This window comes from Bacillus sp. GS3m_15504 (assembly GCF_055825275.1).
Window position 1 is genome coordinate 164949 of record NZ_JBVVNL010000005.1, and the last position, 16915, is coordinate 181863.

General features: G+C 36.1%; 18 protein-coding genes and 1 riboswitch. Of the genes, 5 read left to right on the forward strand and 13 right to left on the reverse strand.

What is annotated here, in order from left to right:
* Positions 1–62: 62 nt before the first annotated feature.
* The 7 genes from gabT to AC0L0O_RS25910 form a co-directional block, all read right to left on the reverse strand.
* Positions 63–1427 carry a 4-aminobutyrate--2-oxoglutarate transaminase gene (gabT, locus tag AC0L0O_RS25880; RefSeq protein WP_075396335.1) on the reverse strand — a complete coding sequence of 455 codons (1365 nt, stop codon included), beginning with the start codon at positions 1425–1427 and terminating at the stop codon, positions 63–65.
* A gap of 154 nt (positions 1428–1581) precedes the next feature.
* A complete protein-coding gene (locus AC0L0O_RS25885; RefSeq protein WP_075396334.1) occupies positions 1582–2328 on the reverse strand; it encodes an HAD family hydrolase in 747 nt (248 codons plus the stop codon).
* Positions 2329–2467: 139 nt separating this feature from the next.
* Entirely contained in the window at positions 2468–3373 is a 906-nt protein-coding gene (locus AC0L0O_RS25890; protein WP_000977673.1) for a diacylglycerol kinase, read from the reverse strand.
* 470 nt (positions 3374–3843) lie between these two features.
* Positions 3844–5271, reverse strand: coding sequence for an Asp-tRNA(Asn)/Glu-tRNA(Gln) amidotransferase subunit GatB (gene gatB, locus AC0L0O_RS25895; protein ID WP_001047689.1), 1428 nt, complete (start codon positions 5269–5271; stop codon positions 3844–3846).
* A gap of 14 nt (positions 5272–5285) precedes the next feature.
* The gene (gene gatA, locus AC0L0O_RS25900; protein WP_001983809.1) at positions 5286–6743 is read right to left on the reverse strand and encodes an Asp-tRNA(Asn)/Glu-tRNA(Gln) amidotransferase subunit GatA; all 1458 of its coding nucleotides are present in this window, start codon (positions 6741–6743) and stop codon (positions 5286–5288) included.
* A gap of 15 nt (positions 6744–6758) precedes the next feature.
* Positions 6759–7049: an Asp-tRNA(Asn)/Glu-tRNA(Gln) amidotransferase subunit GatC gene (gatC, locus tag AC0L0O_RS25905; RefSeq protein ID WP_000086999.1), complete on the reverse strand. Its 291-nt coding sequence runs from the start codon at positions 7047–7049 to the stop codon at positions 6759–6761.
* Positions 7050–7190: 141 nt separating this feature from the next.
* Positions 7191–7427 carry a YiaA/YiaB family inner membrane protein gene (locus AC0L0O_RS25910; RefSeq protein WP_001254394.1) on the reverse strand — a complete coding sequence of 79 codons (237 nt, stop codon included), beginning with the start codon at positions 7425–7427 and terminating at the stop codon, positions 7191–7193.
* A gap of 231 nt (positions 7428–7658) precedes the next feature.
* On the opposite strand from AC0L0O_RS25910, the gene AC0L0O_RS25915 reads away from it, so the two are divergent.
* From AC0L0O_RS25915 to AC0L0O_RS25930, 4 genes are all read left to right on the forward strand, one after another.
* The gene (locus AC0L0O_RS25915) at positions 7659–8141 is read left to right on the forward strand and encodes a MarR family winged helix-turn-helix transcriptional regulator (RefSeq protein WP_000942488.1); all 483 of its coding nucleotides are present in this window, start codon (positions 7659–7661) and stop codon (positions 8139–8141) included.
* Between the two features lie 76 nt (positions 8142–8217).
* Positions 8218–9399, forward strand: a complete 1182-nt coding sequence (locus AC0L0O_RS25920) for an ArsA family ATPase (RefSeq protein ID WP_001983893.1) — start codon at positions 8218–8220, stop codon at positions 9397–9399.
* Positions 9392–9583, forward strand: coding sequence for a DUF3926 domain-containing protein (locus tag AC0L0O_RS25925; protein ID WP_000544088.1), 192 nt, complete (start codon positions 9392–9394; stop codon positions 9581–9583). The genes AC0L0O_RS25920 and AC0L0O_RS25925 overlap by 8 nt, the downstream gene beginning before the upstream one ends.
* Positions 9584–9641: 58 nt before the next feature.
* Positions 9642–10109, forward strand: coding sequence for an HXXEE domain-containing protein (locus AC0L0O_RS25930; protein WP_001983895.1), 468 nt, complete (start codon positions 9642–9644; stop codon positions 10107–10109).
* Between the two features lie 175 nt (positions 10110–10284).
* Here the strand turns inward: AC0L0O_RS25930 and AC0L0O_RS25935 are convergent, their stop codons facing one another.
* From AC0L0O_RS25935 to AC0L0O_RS25945, 3 genes are read right to left on the reverse strand one after another with little or no spacing between them, the layout of a single operon-like run.
* Positions 10285–11139 (reverse strand): MetQ/NlpA family ABC transporter substrate-binding protein, encoded by an 855-nt coding sequence (locus AC0L0O_RS25935; RefSeq protein WP_000721603.1) that lies wholly within the window; start codon positions 11137–11139, stop codon positions 10285–10287.
* A 21-nt stretch (positions 11140–11160) separates the two neighbouring features.
* Entirely contained in the window at positions 11161–11826 is a 666-nt protein-coding gene (locus AC0L0O_RS25940) for a methionine ABC transporter permease (protein WP_001983923.1), read from the reverse strand.
* Entirely contained in the window at positions 11816–12835 is a 1020-nt protein-coding gene (locus AC0L0O_RS25945) for a methionine ABC transporter ATP-binding protein (protein WP_000622981.1), read from the reverse strand. Before AC0L0O_RS25945 ends, AC0L0O_RS25940 begins: the two co-directional genes overlap by 11 nt.
* 123 nt (positions 12836–12958) lie before the next feature.
* A riboswitch (SAM riboswitch) is annotated at positions 12959–13064 on the reverse strand.
* Between the two features lie 242 nt (positions 13065–13306).
* Between AC0L0O_RS25945 and AC0L0O_RS25950 the strand changes: the two genes are divergently transcribed.
* Positions 13307–13870, forward strand: coding sequence for a cysteine hydrolase family protein (locus AC0L0O_RS25950; RefSeq protein ID WP_000844897.1), 564 nt, complete (start codon positions 13307–13309; stop codon positions 13868–13870).
* A gap of 231 nt (positions 13871–14101) precedes the next feature.
* Here the strand turns inward: AC0L0O_RS25950 and AC0L0O_RS25955 are convergent, their stop codons facing one another.
* The 3 genes from AC0L0O_RS25955 to AC0L0O_RS25965 form a co-directional block, all read right to left on the reverse strand.
* A complete protein-coding gene (locus tag AC0L0O_RS25955; protein WP_000521648.1) occupies positions 14102–14251 on the reverse strand; it encodes a hypothetical protein in 150 nt (49 codons plus the stop codon).
* Positions 14252–14438: 187 nt separating this feature from the next.
* Positions 14439–15986: an L-glutamate gamma-semialdehyde dehydrogenase gene (gene pruA, locus AC0L0O_RS25960; protein WP_000259550.1), complete on the reverse strand. Its 1548-nt coding sequence runs from the start codon at positions 15984–15986 to the stop codon at positions 14439–14441.
* A gap of 153 nt (positions 15987–16139) precedes the next feature.
* The gene (locus tag AC0L0O_RS25965; protein ID WP_000343964.1) at positions 16140–16910 is read right to left on the reverse strand and encodes a TSUP family transporter; all 771 of its coding nucleotides are present in this window, start codon (positions 16908–16910) and stop codon (positions 16140–16142) included.
* Between the last annotated feature and the right edge of the window lie 5 nt (positions 16911–16915).

Below are 16915 nucleotides of genomic sequence, written 5' to 3' on the forward strand. Positions count from 1 at the left end.
ATAAAGTGAATTTTCTGCATTTTATATAGAGTCAGCTAGAATGTTTGCTATTTATTTAACTTTTAAACACGGGCAGTATTTGCTTTCTCATAACAAATTTGCAATGATTCTTCAATAATTGTTAATCCTTCTTCCAGTTGCTCATCTGTAATAACTAGCGGCATTAGTACACGAATAACATTACCGTATGTTCCTGCTGATAGTAGAAGTAGGCCGCGTTTGTTTGCTTCTGTGCACAAATTAGCTGTTAACGTTTTATCAGGTGTTTTCGTCTTACGGTCTTGAACGAGCTCGAATGCACACATTGCTCCTAAACCGCGCACATCACCGATGCAATTATATTTATTTTTCATCTCTTCGAATCGGTTCATTACAACTTTTCCTAATTCTATCGCTCTATCATTTAAATTCTCTTTTTCTATTACATCAAGTACTGCTAATGCTGCCGCACATCCTAGCGGGCTTCCTGCATACGTTCCCCCAAGCTCTCCTGGAGCAGACTCATTCATAATTTCCTTGCGCCCAATAACACCACTAATTGGTACACCAGCACCTAATGATTTAGATACCGTAATTAAATCCGGAACGACATCATAATGATCAATGGCAAAATATTTTCCTGTACGGCTAAATCCTGTTTGAATTTCATCCGCTACAAATAAGATGCCGTGTTCTGAACAAATATTGCGTACTTCTTGCACAAACTTCTTACTTGGGACGATAAATCCACCTTCCCCTTGAACAGGTTCCATTACAACGGCTGCAATCGTTTCTGGTGCTACTTCTGATATGAAGAAATTCTTAAACTCTTCAATCATAAAGTCATCATACTGCTCTTCCGTTAATCCTTCTGGGCGACGATATTCATAAGGGAATGGCGCTTTATATACTTCTGGAGCAAATGGGCCAAATCCAAATTTATATGGTTTTACTTTACTTGTCATCGTCATTGTCATTAATGTACGTCCGTGGAAACCTTTAGAAAAAGCGATAATGCCAGGTCTTTTTGTATATTTACGAGCGATTTTCACCGCATTCTCAACTGCTTCTGCACCACTATTTAAAAATAGTACTTGCTTATCAAAACTTCCTGGTGCTAATGCCGCAAGTTTTTCTGCTAATTCAATATATGGCTCATACATCATGACATTAAAGCCAGTATGGATGTATTGATCTACTTGTTTATGGAGCACTTCTTTAACAGCTGGGTGACAATGCCCTACGTTAATTGTTCCTATCGCTCCAGCGAAATCAATGTACTGATTGCCATCAACATCTGTTACAAGAGCACCATTTGCAGATTGTACAAACGTTGGGATGCCGTTACTTACTCCTTTTGGTACTATATTTTGGCGGCGTTCTAGTAAAGACGCTGCTTTCGGTCCAGGAATTTGTTCATTTACTTTAGCAAATTTTTTTGTGTTCATTACGTACCCCATCCTTTTCTTTACATTGTTTTCTCTTTTCATTGCAAAATGTATGCCAACATTCTTCTTCAGTATTCATCCTACATACCTTCTATTTCGCCATAAAAAATAAGTCTATAAAGACTCATTAAGAGTCTTTATAGACTTATTTTTCTTACACACTAGACTTTCCTCGTTCCCAAATAAACTCACCTGAATGAGAAATAAAATCCCCAACAGATTGTACTACTAAATCCGCAAGTGGTTCTAACGTTTGACGATCTCCTGTACCAGATAGTACTCCAATTGCATAGCAATCGCCGCCATTTTTCGCTAAATATAAATCAGTAGGTGTATCCCCAACGACCGCTACTTCACATGCATCTAAATGAAACCTATCACAGAAGGATTCTACAATTCTTTTATCTGGTTTTTGTGCCGGAAATGTATCTGAAGCTACAACATAATCAAAAAAAGACTCTAATTGATACTGTTTTAAAAATAATTCTGTCGGTGCGAAATCATCCGCCGTGACAACACCTAAAATAAATCCTCTATCCTTTAAACTTTGTAAAATTCTCGGTAAATCTGCCGTCATTTTCATATAGGAACGGTGCTCATACATAAGGGAAAATAATTTTCCACTTACCCACTCATGCATCTCCTCTTCCTTAGATGACGTAATATACTTACAAAGCCCCTTTGCAACATCAAGGCTTGTTCCTGCCGCTATTGCGCTACGAGGGTTCACAAACACACCCTCCACGCCGATCTCTTTTAATAAAGTAGGCTGCATTGACTTTGGCAGTTCATATAAATTGATACATTCCGCCACAAGTTCTTCAGCTACTTTTATCCAAATTGAATGAAAATCCATTAATGTCCCATCTTTATCAAATAGTATTGCTTTTACCTTCTCCATAGCACACCCTACCTCTCGTCTCTTATCTCCTCCAGTGTATCAATAAAGTATGGATATAAAATAAACGAATTGTAAAAATACCATGAAAATCAAACTAACTTCCAATTTACAATTCCTCTATATAATAAAAAGGATGCCTTTACAGGGCATCCTCTTGATGTTCAGGAACAAATAGTTCCAGACAATGATATATATTTTCGAATTCCATCGGTGCATCTCCACCGTATTCACCATCTAAATTAATCATTAGTTTGTCTGGTGAATGCACTTTAATTCGGTTAGCTTGTGTGTACAGTACTTTTGGATTGTTAATATGTTCACCACGCTGCGCTTGTGTTGCTGCTTTAATTAAGTCAGCAATCGAACCTTTTTTCAGCACTAATAAATCAAATAAGCCATCGTTAATTGATGCATATGGTGCTACCTTTTCAAAGCCGCCCACTGAACGAGTATTCGTAATTAAAAACATCGTAATTTCTTCTTGTAGTAATTTTCCATCATACTCAATTTCAACATATGTTGGGTGTAGTGATGGTAGCATTTCGATACCTTTTAAATAATAAGCAAGTTGTCCTAATACAGTCTTTAGCTTACTCGGTACTTCATATGTTAATTCTGTAATGCGACCGCCACCAGCGATGTTAATAAAATATGTATCGTTTGCTCTACCAAGGTCTAATGGCACAGTTTTTCCTTCACAAATAATATCTGCTGCCTCTTCAATAGAACGAGGTACACCGATTGCACGTGCAAAGTCATTAGTCGTTCCAACCGGAATAATTCCGAACTTCGGACGATGTTCATGCCCTACTAAACCGTTCACCACTTCATTTAACGTGCCGTCACCACCAGCAGCGATAACAACATCAAATTTACGATCCACAGCTTGCCTCGCCGCCACAGTTGCGTCGCCAGGACCCGTTGTCGCATGACAAGATGCTTCATATCCAGCTTGTTCTAATTTTTGTAATACTTCTGGTAAACTCTTCTTAAATAGCTCACGCCCAGAAGTAGGATTATAAATAATTCTTGCTCGCTTCATCATTTATTAGCACAGGAAATTTCTTTATGTATCGAAAAAGAACATACCGAACTTCTATTCAGTATTCCCATGCCTACCTCCTCTCATCTTCCTATCCTTCTTTTATCTCGCTCAAACAGGCAGTAAGAACCCGATTCGTGTAGCCCATCAAAAGTAAATATTCATTTCAATGGTTTTGTTTTATTTGACAAAAAATTTATGTCCATCTATTTCCTCACAACAATTTACATATAACGAATAATAATTATCTATTATTTCATGAGATGAAAAAAACCTCTATGTCTAGATTTATCATTATTCCCACCTTTTTGCAACTATCATACCATAGTTGCTATACAAACATTTTTCCACTTTTGACAGTTAATCAAACGTTTGTTTAAATGATTTTCTCTCATTTAAACAAACGTTTGATTAACCTAGAAAAACACCCATGTCCGGGTGTTTTTCTGCTTAATCTTTAAAAGTTACTACTATTATCGCTTATTAATCTCTTCAAGTAAGATTTTGTTAACTAGCGGTGGATTTGCTTGTCCTTTTGTAGCTTTCATAATTTGACCAACTAAGAAGCCAATCGCACGGTCTTTACCGTTTTTAAAGTCTTCGATAGATTGTTCATTATTATCAAGAATTTCTGTTACAACTTTACGAAGTGTACCCTCGTCAGAAATTTGAACAAGACCTTTCGCTTTAACGATTTCTTCTGGGTCTCCACCTTTTTCAATTAATTCGTTAAATACTTTCTTCGCAATTTTAGAAGAAATTGTACCTTTTTCAATTAATTGAACCATTTTAGATAAACCAGCAGGCGTTAATGCAACATCTTTTAATTCTTTTTGTTGTTTGTTTAAGTACGCAAGCACTTCACCCATTAACCAGTTTGATGTTAATTTCGCATCTGCTCCATCTGCAATTGCTGCTTCAAAGAAATCAGACATCTCTTTCGTTAATGTTAATACGTGTGCATCATAAGCTGGTAAGCCAATTTCTGCAACGTAGCGGGCTTTACGTGCGTCTGGAAGTTCTGGAATAGAAGCGCGAACTTCTTCTTTCCACTCATCATCGATGTAAAGTTCAACTAAGTCTGGCTCTGGGAAGTAACGGTAATCGTCAGATCCTTCTTTTACACGCATTAAGATTGTTTTCTTCGTTGCTTCATCATAACGACGTGTTTCTTGTTGGATGATACCACCAGATAATAATTCTTTTTCTTGACGCACTTGCTCATGCTCAAGACCTTTTTGTACGTAAGTGAATGAGTTTAAGTTTTTCAGTTCTGCTTTTGTACCGAACTTCTCTTGTCCAACTGGACGAAGAGAGATGTTCGCATCACAACGCAAGGAACCTTCTTCCATCTTACAATCAGATACGCCAGTGTATTGAATGATTGATTTTAACTTCTCTAAGTATGCATATGCTTCTTCTGGCGTACGCATATCTGGCTCAGACACGATCTCGATTAAAGGCATACCTTGACGGTTGTAGTCTACTAATGAACCATCAGCTGTATGCGTTGATTTACCAGCATCTTCTTCTAAATGAAGACGTGTAATACCGATACGTTTCTTTTTACCGTCTACTTCGATTTCAATCCAGCCATTTTCACCAATTGGCTTATCAAATTGAGAAATTTGGTAAGCTTTCGGATTATCTGGGTAGAAATAGTTTTTACGGTCGAACTTCGTTTCCGTTGCGATTTCACAGTTTAATGCCATTGCAGCTTTCATTGCAAAGTTAACTGCTTCTTTATTTAAAGTAGGAAGTACCCCTGGGTATCCTAAGTCAATTACACTTGTTTGTGTATTTGGCTCCGCTCCGAATTCTGTTGGACTCGCAGAGAAAATTTTCGAATTTGTTTTTAACTCAACGTGAACCTCTAAACCAATAATTGTTTCTAAATTCATCTATGCTCGCCTCCTTACAGACTTGCTTTTTTTGTATGATGGTCTGTTGCTTGCTCAAACGCATGTGCAACGCGGTAAATTGTCGCTTCATCGAAGTGTTTACCAATGATTTGTAGACCAAGTGGCATGTTGTTAGCACCGAATCCACATGGAACAGAAATCGCTGGAACACCCGCTAAGTTTACTGGGATTGTTAAAATGTCATTTGCATACATTGTCATTGGATCATCAACTTTTTCGCCCACTTTAAATGCCGGAGTTGGCGTAGTTGGTCCAATAATAACATCGTAGTTAGCAAATACATTTTCAAAGTCGTTTTTAATTAATGTACGTACTTGTTGTGCCTTTTTGTAATATGCATCATAGTAACCAGAGCTAAGTGCAAATGTACCAAGCATAATACGACGTTTAACTTCATCACCGAAGCCTTCGCTACGTGTGTTTTTGTAAAGATCCATTAAGTTATTCACATTGTCAGAACGAACGCCGTAACGTACGCCGTCGAAGCGTGAAAGGTTAGCAGATGCTTCAGAAGAAGATAGTAAGTAATACGTTGCTAGAGCGTATTTAGAGTGTGGAAGAGATACTTCCTCCCAAGTTGCGCCCATACCTTCTAATACTTTTAAAGCAGCTAGCACTGACTCACGGGCTTCCTCGCCAACACCTTCACCTAAGTATTCTTTCGGTACAGCAATGCGTAAACCTTTAACGTCGCCTGTTAAACCAGCTAAGTAGTTTCCTACTTCAACGTTTGCAGAAGTTGCATCCATACGGTCAAGGCCTGAAATAGCTTGTAATAAGTATGCATTGTCTTCTACTGTACGTGTAATCGGTCCGATTTGGTCAAGTGAAGATGCGAATGCTACTAATCCGTAACGAGATACGCGTCCGTAAGTTGGTTTTAAACCTACAACGCCGCAATATGCAGCTGGCTGACGGATAGAACCACCCGTATCAGAACCTAGAGAGAATAATACTTCTCCTGCTGCTACAGCTGCTGCAGAACCACCACTAGATCCGCCTGGAACGTAATCTAAGTTCCATGGATTTTTCGTAGCGTAGAAACCTGAGTTTTCATTTGAAGAACCCATTGCGAACTCATCCATATTTAATTTACCGATTGTAATTGTGTCAGCAGCTTTTAGCTTTTGCACAACTGTCGCATCATAAATTGGATCGAAGTTTGCTAATATTTTGCTCGCACAAGTTGTACGAAGCCCGTTAGTTACAATGTTATCTTTAACACCGATTGGCATACCAAATAATAAACCATTATCTTCAGCGCCAATTTTTGCGTCTAATTCTTTCGCTTTCGCGCGTGCGTTTTCTTCATCTAATGTAAGAAAAGCTTTTACGTTATCTTCAACATCCGCAATACGTTTGTAAGATTCTTCTACTAAATCCGTAACGGAAATTTCTTTGTTGTTTAACTTCTTATGTAACGCTGATACTGAATGATCAAATAATGACATCGAAATTCCCCTCCTCTATTCTAATACTGCTGGAACACGGATTTGATTATCTTTGTGATCCGGTGCATTTTTTAATACTTCTTCAACTGGTAAACCTTTTTCTGGTACATCTTCACGCATAACATTTTTCATAGTTAATACATGAGTTGTTGGTTTTACATCTGTTGTATCTAATTCATTTAACTGTTCTGCAAATGTAACAATTGCATCTAGTTGTTTTTGAAATTTTTCTGCTTCTTGATCAGTAATTGCAAGACGTGCTAAATGTGCTACGTGCTTTACATTCTCAACGGAAATTCTTGACACGGCTAGGCCACCTCCATAATATATCGTTCAATCTACAATACTATTGATGATACCAAATTTTCAGTACTTCAAGCAAGTCAACACACGGCACTTACAGCATTTTTACATAAAAAAAGAAAGGCAAACGCCTTTCTTTACGATTTACTCTTTATCTGACGGTTTATTTTTCGGAAATCTCTCGTTATCTTCTTCATTATCACGAATTGTTTTTTGTAATACAAAACAAGACATCGTTAAAAATAGTGTTCCAATTAAATAGTATCCTTTTACACTAAGCGTTTCATCTAGCGTATAAATTCCAATTAGCATACCTGAAAGCGCGCAAACAAATGAAGTCCATGCTAAAAACGTGAACGCTTGCGTATTACGTCTTCTCATCGTTCTCCCCCTCGTTAGCTGTACATCTATTATAGATAAGTATATTTACTATGATGAATTTTTATGTAAATTCTAGTTTTATATTTATAAATCTTTCATAAAAGAATAATATTTCAAGGTGAATTTTCTGCCTAATCAGAAAAAACAATTAAAACAATTGACATTTATTTCAATTCTACATAAAATAAAAACAAATATTACGAATCTCGAAATATACGGGAGTGGAATTAATTGTTGCAATACGAACATTTTTTAGACTTACTGCTAGATAACGCCAAGAAACTTTTTTATCCTGAAGAATGGGTAAGCCTCGATTTAACACTTTCTAAAACTGAAGTATTTTGTTTACTTTGGATGGAGCGAAATACGGATATTACAATGACAAAAATTGCTGATCTTCTTGATATACCGATGAGTACGACGACAGGCGTTGTAAATCGCCTTGTAAAAAAGGGTTATATTGAACGCTACCGTGATGAAAACGACCGACGTATTGTATTAATTCGTTTAACAGAAAACGGTGTAACGCTTGTTCAAGAAGTGAAACAAAATGCAGCCCATTACTTTAACTTAGTGACGGAAGCATTATCAGAAGAAGAAAAAGCATTTTTACTACAAATCTTCCAAAAGATTATGAATCACATTGCTACGTCACAGCAAAAAACAGAAGAAAAGGTTTCTACACCTAAAATGAAAAACATTCCGATTGAATAAAACCCTAGTTGGGTTTTTATTCAATCATTTATTTCGACACTCGTAATATTCGATATTCGAAACAAAGGAGATATAAATGATGAGAATTATTTTGTATACAGGTAAAGGCGGCGTAGGAAAAACTAGCATTTCAGCAGCAACAGCAATTCAAAGCGCAAAACAAGGATTAAAAACTTTAGTAATGAGTACAGATCCAGCTCATAGTTTAGGAGATTCATTTGGTGTAAAACTATCTTCTGAGCCATTAGAAATTCGTGAAAATTTGTGGGCACAAGAAATTAATACAATTTATGAAATGGAAAAAGGCTGGGGAAAGTTACAGAAATATATTACACTACTCTTCACTTCCAAAGCAGCTGATGATATTACAACAGAAGAATTAACGATGTTTCCTGGTATGGAAGATTTAATTAGCTTACTTCGCGTACTCGATTATTATAAACAAAACACATATGATGTTATTATCATTGATTGCGCTCCAACTGGAGAAACGTTAGCAATGCTCAGCTTTCCAGACATGCTCGGCTGGTGGATGGAAAAACTCTTTCCTATTAAAAGAAAAGTTTTAAAAGTTGTTCGCCCTGTAGCTCAACCACTTCTTGGTGTGCCCCTTCCAACCGATGATATTATGGACGAATTAACAATTACACTTGAACAGCTCGGAGAAATGAGAGATATTTTATCAAACCGAGAAGTAACAAGTATCCGCATCGTTGTAAATCCTGAAAAAATGGTCATTAAAGAAGCACAGCGCAGCTTTACGTATTTAAATTTGTACGATTATAACGTAGATGCTATTATGATCAACCGCGTCATTCCTAACACTGTCACCGATCCTTATTTTCAAGCATGGAAAGATACCCAAAAGAAATATAAAACATTAATTCAAGATAGTTTTGATCCACTTCCTATTTACGAAGCACCAATGTTTGAACAAGAAGTTGTTGGTTTGCCTATGTTAGAGCGTGTAGGAGATGCTTTATTTAAAACTGAACATTGTCCTACTGAAGTGAAATTTAACGGCCGCACACAATATGTAAAAAAAGATGGCAATGAATATATTTTCGTTCTGTCCATTCCCTTCTCAAATAAAAGTGAGCTCACATTAAATCAAAAAGGTGATGAGCTTATCATTCGCGCAGGTTCTGTTAAACGGAACATCACATTACCAAAAACATTAACGCACCTTTCTATTCAAGGGGCTAAGTTTGAAGAGGACGTACTAAACATTCGTTTTGGAGGTGTCGTGCATGCATGAAGAACTACTAAGGAAGATAATCCGTACAAAAATAAAAGTCGGTATGCATATATTAGAAGAGTTACCTGCCCCAATCCAGCAATCAGCTAAGCAAATGCTAAATATTTTACAAGAGGAGCTATCTTCTTATCCGAAAGAACAAGGGCATCATAAAAATAATTTAAAAAATATTATAATCGAATAAACATCTCTGGATAGAGGGCCTTTTTAGGCTTTCTATCTCCATATTGGAGTGAGGTAAGTTGTTAAAAAGAATTTCTACTATTATATTTTGGATTATTCCCTTGTTATTTTTCATTCATAACCTTGAAGAATCTTTCCAAATGCCACAATATCTTGCTAATCAATTTTCAATTACTTTTATAACTAGCCAACACTTTTTCATTGCGATTTCTGTATTAACTCTCTTTGTCTTAGTTATCGTCTTTCTATATCAACTGAATTTCTTGTCTTCTATATACTGGATTATTTTTATACAAGGGGCTATCTTCTTCAACTCTGTTCAACATATTATTTTGTTTTTTATTTATGGCTCCTATAATCCTGGCGTAATATCCGCAGTTTTCATTGTTATTTTTTCTATTTTCTTTTTTTCATCCCAAAAACACTTAATTCATAAAAAGCAATTCGTAATTACACTCGTGTTCAGCTTATTTTCTTATCCCATTATCATTTGGATTACCTTACTACTCGCTAGCTGCTTTCAGTAATAAAAAAAGACCAGGAAAACTCCTGGTCTATTACTCTACTTAACAAACATTGGATTCTATATTATACAGAATTGGAAGGTACAGAATTAGGGTTTGTTTTGTTTGTTAAGTAGATTATATGTTGAACGAACTAACAGCGGAGGGGTTCCTTCTGTTAGTCCATTAAACCCAATCATTATTTTACGATTTTTTCAAGCTCATCGAGTGAAAGATCTACTGAAATTGAACCATCATTTGTTTCTTTCTTAATTGCATCTGTTACTTCTTTTGAATGGTATAATTCAATTACTTTTTTCAGTGTTGGATCATCTTTATCTTTCGTACGAGCTGCAAAAATATTAATATATGGCTTCGCATTTTCATTCTTTGGATCTTCTAAGAAAATAGGATCCTTCGCTGGATCTAATCCAGCTTGACCAGCAACACCGTTATTAATAACTGATGCTGCAACATCTTTTAACACACGAGGTGTTTGCTGTGCGATAACCGGTGTAATTTTTAACTTCTTCGGATTTTCTGCAATGCCGCTTGGATCTCCAAATAAGCCAAAGTCTTTTTTAAGCTTTAATAACCCAGCTGCATCAAGAAGTTTTAATGCACGTGCTTGGTTTGTTGGATCATTTGGAATCGCAATTTCTGAACCATCTGGAATTTCATTTGCTTTCTTATGTTTTTCAGAGTATAAACCCATTGGTGCAATTTGCGTTGTACCAACAGCTGTAATATCTAGCTTATGCTCTTTTTTAAATTGTTCTAAGAATGCAATGTGCTGGAATGAGTTTAATTCAATATCTCCATCAGCTAACGCTTTATTTGGCGTTGTGTAATCAGAGAACTCAACCAGCTTAATTTTAATTCCTTCTTTTTCAGCTTTCCTCTTCAAAATTTCCCAAGCGTCTCCATCCGTTCCAGTTACACCGACGCGAACTACTTTTTCTTTCGCCCCTGCCCCTGTGTCTCCACTTGAGCAGCCGCTTAATGCTGAAACTCCTACAATTGCTGATAATGCAAATGCTAAAATTTTCTTCATTTTCTTTTCCCCTCTTCCTTTTTATGATCTGCGTAAAAAGACTTTCGCAAAATAGTTTCCTAAGTTTTGAGCTAATTGTACGAGAATGATAAGTAAAACGACCGTTACGAACATAACTGATGTATCAAAACGTTGATAACCATATGTCATTGCTAAATCACCAAGACCGCCACCACCGACAAGCCCAGCAACTGCAGAAAATTCAATTAAACCAACTGTCATAAATGTAACACCTAAAATTAATGGCGCTAACGCTTCTGGTACAAGGATTTCAAAAACAATTCTAATTGGCGAGGCGCCCATTGCTTGCGCTGCTTCAATTACTCCTTTCGGAACGGAAACAAGGTTTGTTTCAACCATTCTAGCAATACCAATTGATGCGACTAACGTCATCGGGAAAATTGCCGCTGCTGTTCCAATCGTCGTTCCGATAACACTTCTTGTTAGTGGACTTAAGGCTACTAAAAAGATAATGAATGGTACCGGACGAATTGTATTAATTATGATGTTAAGAATAGAAAAGACCCATTTATTTTCTAAAAAGTTTCCTTTTCTCGTTACATATAAAAGTAAACCTAGAGGTATACCAAGAATTGTAGCGAATATAAGGGTTACAATTACCATTAAGAGGGTATCCCCCGTCGCATCTAGTATGCGCGGCCAAAATATACTCCAATCAACTCGCATGAGCTTCTACCTCCTTCAGCTGCACTTGCAGTCTTAGATGTTGTAATGCTTTTTGAATTTCCCTCTGCTCACCTTGCAACTCTACAAGAAGATTTCCAAATAGCACATTTTGAAGTTCAATAATATTTCCGTACAGTACATTTACATCGACGTTATAGTTTTTTGCGATATATGATAGTACCGGCTGTCCTGTCTCCTCACCAGTAAATGTTAGACGATAAATTTGACCACCATTTTGAATTTTCGCTAAAACACTTTCTGGTAAATGATCATTAATAACAGAACGTACAAAGTTTTGAGTCGTCGTTGTTTTTGGTTGTGTGAAAACATCAAACAGTTTTCCTTCTTCAATAACTTTTCCTTTTTCCATTACAGCTACACGGTGACAAATTTCTTTCACGACATGCATTTCATGTGTAATAAGAAGAATTGTTAAATTATATTCTCGATTTACTTTCTTTAATAAGTTTAGAATTTCTGTCGTTGTTTCTGGATCTAAAGCTGATGTTGCCTCATCACATATAAGAATATCTGGTGATGTTGCAAGTGCTCTAGCAATACCTACACGCTGCTTTTGTCCGCCTGATAGCTGCTCTGGGTAATTGTTTGCCTTATCTTCTAATCCTACAAACTTCAGCAATTCATTTACTCTTTCTTTTATCTCATTCTTTGGTACTTTTGCTAACTTTAATGGATAAGCAATATTCCCAAACACTGTTCTTGAATTAAATAAATTAAAGCTTTGAAAAATCATCCCGATTCTTTGTCTTAGCTTCCGTAATTCTTTCGTCGATAATGATGTAATATCTTTATCATCTATTGAAATCGTTCCTGCCGTTGGTCTCTCTAACATGTTTACTAGGCGTAATAATGTACTCTTTCCAGCGCCACTAAAACCGATAATGCCAAAAATTTCGCCTTTCTCAACTGATAACGTTACATCCTCCACCGCATGAACAGATTGCCCACCTGATTCATATACTTTACTTACATTATTAAAAGAAATCATTTTTCCCCCTCCTATATGCTGTAAAAACTTGAAGTAGAGCTCTCGAGGTAAAATAAAAAGTGCTCTCCTTCTTATCAACCATAAAGATAAGAAGGAGAGCACTTATATGTACTCGGTCACATCTTCTCATCTTCCAAGCCTTTCATAGGCTTGCTGGAGTTAGCACGGTATTAAAAAACCCGTTGCTGAGGTATCGTAGGGCCAGTCCCTCCACCTCTCTGGATAAGAATGTATCGATTTAATTGTCGTTTAATTAATTCTCATTATAGAACTCAGAATAATAAGAGTCAATACATTTTTTAGAAAAATATTAATTATTTCTTTATTAAAATTTTCAGATGAAAAATTTAATAGAAAATAGTAACCTTTAAAGTTATGTAAAATTCTCCTCTTGCATATTTTTTAAAAGGATAATCTTCTCTACTAATTGAATACCATTATTTGAATATGAAATCGGAGGAAGATAAATATATGAAAACAGCTCTTTTACTCGTTGATATTCAAAATGATTATTTTCCACACGGAAAGATGGAATTACGTAATCCAGCAGAAGCAAGCGCATATGCTAGTCAGCTACTACAGCTCTTTAGAAAGAAAAACGAACCTATTTTTCATATCCAACATGTAGCAATAAAAGAAGACGCAACTTTTTTCCTACCCAATACAGAAGGTGTACATATTCATGAAAGCGTACGCCCACTTAGAGAAGAATCAGTTATACTCAAGCATTATCCAAATAGTTTTCGCGAAACTGATCTTCTAAAACAATTACAACGTTTAGCTATTGAGCACGTCGTCATATGCGGGATGATGACTCATATGTGTATTGATGCTACCGTAAGGGCTGCCTTTGATTTCGGCTTGCAATGTACTGTTATACATGATGCTTGTGCTACAAAAGACCTTTCTTTTAAGAATGCTACTATACCAGCCGTTTATATTCATAACACAATTTTAGCTAGTTTAAATGGCGTCTATGCAAATGTAATGAGTACAGAGGAGTTTTTAGCTACAAAAAAACACTCTCTTCAGTGAGCAAAACCGAAAAGAGTGTTTCTTGTCAAACCATAGATTTTCTTTCAAATTGTATTATACAGGAAATCCTTAAAATGAATACAAAAAAATGTGACTAATAAGTCAACTTTTCTCATTGTTTTATTTCTATTTACATGTTTACCCCGATATGAATAGGGTTTAGCTAGTTCCACTTACCAAATAGTAATATATGGTAAGTGTTTTTTAATGCAAATTAACTAATTTCTCCTATTATTTATCTGTTTGTTTTTGTTTCTTTTTCAAATACTCCGCACGCAATTTTTCAATTTGCTGCTTTTTATCAAATTTGACAGGCGTCTGTTTTTCATGAAACTTCGCGACAGCTACCTGACCTTTGTAATCCAATTGATATTTTCCCACTTTGTTCACCTACTTTTCTTGTCTTTAAAGAGAATCTATTCAGCAAATATAAATATACCTCATTTTGCTGAAGTAAACCTTATTACTTTATTAGTTTTTCTACTGATACCTATCTTACTCCACATATAGAAAGTTTTTCAAAAAAAAAGAGATCTTCGCAGACTGCGAAGATCTCTTCTACTATTTCTTATAAAGTTTCAGAAGTAGTTTTTGCTTGCATGTGAAGTGCTAAGTAGTCAGGGCCACCAGCTTTAGAGTCTGTACCAGACATGTTAAAGCCACCGAATGGTTGGTATCCTACGATTGCACCAGTACATCCACGGTTGAAGTATAAGTTACCTACGTGGAAGTCTTCACGTGCTTTTTCAATATGGTCACGGTTGTTAGAGATAACTGCTCCTGTTAAACCGTATTCTGTATTGTTTGCAATTGCAAGTGCATGGTCAAAGTCTTTTGCTTTACAGAATGCTACTACTGGTCCGAAGATTTCTTCTTTCATTAAGCGAGCATCTTCTGCAACGTCAGCAACGATTGTTGGTTGGATGAACCAGCCTTTAGAATCGTCTCCTTCGCCACCTGCTAAAATTCTACCTTCTTCTTTACCAATTGCAACATAGCTCATTACTTTATCAAATGCAGCTTGGTCATTAACAGGACCCATGTTTGTACCTAATACAGCTGGGTTAGCAACTGTTAATTCTTTTGTTAATTCAACAGCACGATTTAATACATGATCGTATACGTCTTCATGGATTACTGCACGAGAACATGCAGAACATTTTTGTCCTGAGAATCCGAATGCTGATGCAACGATAGATTTAGCTGCTAATTCAAGATCTGCTTCTTTATCAACAACGATTGTATCTTTACCACCCATTTCAGCGATAACGCGTTTTAACCAGATTTGGCCTGGGTTTACTTTCGCTGCGCGCTCATAAATACGGATACCTACATCACGAGATCCAGTGAAGCTAATGAAGCGTGTACGAGGGTGATCTACTAAGTAGTCACCAACTTCAGAACCATTACCTGGTACGAAGTTTACTACGCCAGCTGGTAAGCCAGCTTCTTCTAATACTTCCATGAATTTCGCTGCTACTACAGGAGTTGTACTAGCTGGTTTTAGTAATACTGTGTTACCAGAAACTAAAGCAGCTGTTGTCATACCTGCCATAATTGCGAATGGGAAGTTCCAAGGAGAAATGATAACACCTACTCCTAATGGAATGTAAGAGAAACGATTATATTCAATTGGACGGCTTTCTACTGGAATTCCGTCTTTTAATTTCAACATTTGGCGACCATAATATTCCATAAAGTCGATTGCTTCTGCTGTATCAGCATCTGCCTCATTCCACGGTTTACCTGCTTCTTTTACAAGAATAGCAGAGAATTCATGTTTTCTACGACGAACGATCGCTGCAGCACGGAATAAAATGTCTGCACGCATTTCTGGTTTTGACTTTCTCCAAGTTTGGAATGTTTCATCCGCTACTTGCATTGCTTTTTCAGCTAACTCACGGCTTGCTTTTGAAACGCGACCAACAAGTTCCTCTTTATTTGCAGGGTTTACAGAAACAATTTTGTCTTCTGTAGTGATTTTTTCTCCCCCAATAATTAATGGATAGTCTTGTCCAAGATAAGATTCTACTTTCTTTAAACCTTCTTCAAACGCTAATTTGTTAGCCTCTACTGAAAAATCTGTAAATGGCTCATGTTTGTATGCTACTACCATTATTTTTAGCCTCCCCTTAGAAAAACGTTTACATTTTACAACATTATTCTACACGATAATTTAGATTTATTCAAATATTCCTAGACTTATATTTTAAAAATTAATTAATTTTTAAAATATAATAAAAAAACAGAGTTATACAAATGTATAACTCTACAAAATATGAGTATATTCCAAAACGTTTTTGCTAATCAATAAAATAGTCACTAACAAAAATAAAGCTCTTACATATCCAACACCTTTTTGAACTGCAAACTTCGATCCAAAATAAGCGCCAAAAATCATCGATAACCCCATAATAATACCGTATTCAAAATGAATTACGTCTAAAAATAAAAAAGTGATTAACGATACGATATTACTAACAAAGTTCAAAAGTTTTCCAGATGCTGCCGCTTGAATAAAATCCAAACCTATTAATAAAAATGCAAAAATTAAAAAGGATCCTGTCCCTGGTCCAAAAAATCCATCGTAAAACCCTATCATTAAAATAACAAAGAAAAATATTAATGTTTTTCTTTTCGTCATCTTCTTATAGGTAGACACACTTCCCCAATCCTTTTTCGCAATAATATAAATAGCAATAAATACCAACATTACAAGCACTAACGGACGTAAAATATCTGGAGGAATAAACTTTACTACTAAAGCACCTGCTACTGCTCCTATAACAGTTAACGGGATTAACTTTCCTACAATTTTAAAATCGACCTTTCCCGATCGAATAAAGTAAATCGCACTCGTAAACGTCCCCATCGTTGCAGCTAATTTATTCGTTGCAATTGCCGAAGCTGGTGGTAAACCAACAAACATAAGTGCCGGAAGCGAAATTAATCCTCCACCACCAACAACTGAATCAATAAAAGCTGCTAAAAAACCGAATGCAATTAATAAAATAATGACTTGAAAACTTAATTCATCCATGCCCT